The sequence below is a fragment of the Paenibacillus xylanivorans genome (assembly GCF_001280595.1).
Lineage (GTDB): Bacteria > Bacillota > Bacilli > Paenibacillales > Paenibacillaceae > Paenibacillus > Paenibacillus xylanivorans.
The window spans coordinates 80,214-83,252 of the sequence record NZ_LITU01000065.1; the positions used below are offsets into that span (position 1 = coordinate 80,214).

At 46.2% G+C, this 3,039-nt stretch carries 3 protein-coding genes; all 3 read left to right on the forward strand.

From position 1 onward, the window contains the following. Positions 1-410: YitT family protein (locus AMS66_RS33855; RefSeq protein ID WP_236703490.1), on the forward strand; the 410-nt coding region annotated here is incomplete at its 5' end. A gap of 223 nt (positions 411-633) precedes the next feature. Further along, positions 634-1,830, forward strand: a complete 1,197-nt coding sequence (locus tag AMS66_RS17715) for an ROK family transcriptional regulator (protein ID WP_053782059.1) — start codon at positions 634-636, stop codon at positions 1,828-1,830. A gap of 67 nt (positions 1,831-1,897) precedes the next feature. Beyond that, entirely contained in the window at positions 1,898-2,863 is a 966-nt protein-coding gene (locus AMS66_RS17720; protein WP_053782060.1) for a sugar phosphate isomerase/epimerase family protein, read from the forward strand. Positions 2,864-3,039 lie beyond the last annotated feature (176 nt).

Genomic DNA, 3,039 nt, shown 5'->3' on the forward strand with positions numbered 1-3,039 from the left:
ACATCAGTTATGGACTGTTATTCTTCGATCTGATCGTGGCGTTCTCTTCATTCTTCATTATAGGGCCGCAAGGGTTGATGTGTACGATTGTCATGTTGTTCGTCGGCACCAAAACGATGGAGTTCATTATTGAAGGGCTCAATCCCAAAAAAGCAGTCACGATTATATCTGCCAAACAGGATGCCATCGCCCAGCAGGTCATTGAGAAGATGGATCGGGGAGTCACTGTCTTGTCTGGTCATGGCTACTATACGAAGAATCCGAAAGAGATCTTATATATTGTCATTAGCAAACAAGAAGTTCCGATGCTGAAGAAGATTGTGCGAGCGGAGGACGAAATTGCGTTCATAACTATTCATGATGTGCGTGACGTATTTGGTGAAGGATTCATTGAATTGTCCAAATCGTAACAAAGTGTATATATAAGGAAGTTAGGAGCTGCGGTGCATATTACTGCGGCTTTTTTTGATTTACATTGTGTAAGTCAAAATTAATTTATCAAGATGAGATCAGGCCTTGATTTTGAATCATATCATCCCATACTGACAAAAAGCTGTACACGTATCAAGCCCAATGATATATTGAAATCACTTCGTTAATAAACTTAACTAACTATAAAAAGGAGGCGATAAAATGGCTGGCTCACCGCAATATATCCGCAATCTGAATGAGAATCTGATCATGGATGCGTTGATTGCAAGCGGTACCATGTCCAGGGCAGATATCAGTCGTCAGACCGGACTCAGTAAACCTACGGTGTCGTCAGCAATCGAACATCTGATTGAACGAAATCTGGTGCTGGAAACGGGCAGAGCCGATAATGCCCAGGGTCGCAAAGCAACACTAATCCGTTTCAATGAGAAAGTTTATTATGTCTGTGGTGTGGATATAGGAGCGACAAAAATTCGCGTAGCTATATCCGATCTGAATGGTGAAATGTTGGACTTTAGAACCTATCCAATGTTAGCGGACCCTCGTGGGGATCGAGCAGGGATGGAAATCCTTGATACCCTCCGAAGCCATATGGATGAATTACTGACGGAGAACCAATTGAATTGGGAGCAGGTTCAATGTATTGGCTTTGGCATTCCAGGTGTTGTATCGCCGGATTCAGGAAACATCAACCGAATTGTCGCTCCGTTAGAGGGATTGGAAGAGGCACTTTCGCTTGAATCATTGTCAGGGGTATTTCCGTGTGAAGTAATTCTGGAGAATGATGTCAATCTGGCTGCATTGGGTGAGTACAGGAAAGGGGCAGCAGTAGAATCCAACCTGTTTGTGTTTTTCTCCATCGGGACAGGAACAGGCGCAGGCATCATGGTGAATGGTCAATTGCTTCGAGGTATGGGCGGGTTGACGGGTGAGCTTGCGGAAATGCTGCTGGAGGAGGACCGTCGATTGGAGGATGTTTTGTCAGTGGAAGGTCTGATGGAGCTTGCCAAGCGTCATCTGGATGCAAATCTTCTTGAAGAACAGGATTCGGGTACAGAATATCTTCGTAAACATCTGACTCCAGAGAGACTGTTCGAAGCTGCACGAAGTGGAGAAGCGCGGGCTGTTCGGATTCTGAAGCAGTACTGTCAAATGATCGCATCGGCTCTGCGGCATATCTGTGTCGTCCTTGCTCCCCATCTCGTTGTACTTGGCGGAGGAATCGGGGGGAACGGAGATGTGTTGTTGCCGTTTCTCGGACAGATCGTATCTGATCAATTTCCGACTAAGCCCGAACTGGCCTGTTCCGAGCTAGGTGAGCGGGCTGTAGTGACTGGCGCCGTACAGGTAGCCCTGCAACAGACGATGTTGAATCTGCAGCAAAAGGCATTGGAGTAAATTTAAAAATAGAGAAAATTCATCAGACATTGAACGGGTTGAACATCGCATATAGGAGGATAAAGCTATGTTTACCGACAAAAAGGGATATTCATTTTCAACCTGCTGGAACATCAAACGTCACACGACTGGTCAAGGCATGATCGAGGAGATCAAATCCCTGGGGTTCAGACAGGTAGAGCTGAACTATAACGTGACAGATGAATTGCTGCAAACGATTGAACCAATGATTGAGAGGGGAGAAATTGGCATATCCAGTGTGCATAACACGTTCCCGCATGTAGCTGATCCGGATTATGGGACCGATTCGGTTCTGCTCGGTTTCGACGATGAGCCTCGTCGTAAGCGGGCCATTGAACTGCTGCTCCGTTCAGCCGAGTATGCACACCGGTATGGTGCGAAGGCAGTCGTCGTGCATCCAGGCGAGGTGCCGTTTGAATATAACATTGATGAAGCATTAAAAAAGATATATCACGATCAAGGACAGGACTCCTCGGACTATCAATCGTTGTGGCAAGAGATGCTGGAGAAGCGAGAGGCGGGAAGCGCACATTACCTCAAGCGGATTCAGGAGAGTCTGGAAGAAGTGTGTGAGTTGTCTGAGCAGTACGGGTACGGGGTTAATTTCGGTATTGAGACCCGATCACGCTGTTACCAGATGCCGACGCTGCAGGAGGCGGGAGCAATCATTCGCGAGTTGAAAGGTGCACCACTCGGCTTGTGGTACGACATTGGTCACGGCATGATGATGGACCGAATGGGACTTTATGATAACGTACGTGAAGCAAATGAATTGATCGATCATGTCATCGGAGTCCATATCCATGAGACGGTAGGCTTGTCGGATCATTGGTGTCCTTATATCCATAGTAAGGACATGGCATTTTTTGATTCATTCCTGGATATCATTGATCGTTCTCCGGTCAAAGTATATGAGTTGAAAGCGGCCTGTACACCGGAAGAGATTGATGAGAGTCACCAGTTAATTACAGCTCGTATCGCGGGACGTCAAGCGGCACGTCAGCACGGATAATCTGGCAAGTGAACAGCGGCGAAAAATAAACGTAACGAGAGCGTTCAAAATAATCTTACCTTGCGGGTTAATTTGTATTCTGCCCCTCTCTTTCTCATGTGATATTCTCTAATCTGCAATTATAAGATATAATATGCATTAATCAGGCTATGGTATCCCTTCCTTCTGAACTCTTA

Coding starts and splice junctions, on each gene's coding strand:
- AMS66_RS17715 (WP_053782059.1), top strand. CDS start 634: ATGGCTGGCTCACCGCAATATATCCGCAATCTGAATGAGAATCTGATC.
- AMS66_RS17720 (WP_053782060.1), top strand. CDS start 1,898: ATGTTTACCGACAAAAAGGGATATTCATTTTCAACCTGCTGGAACATC.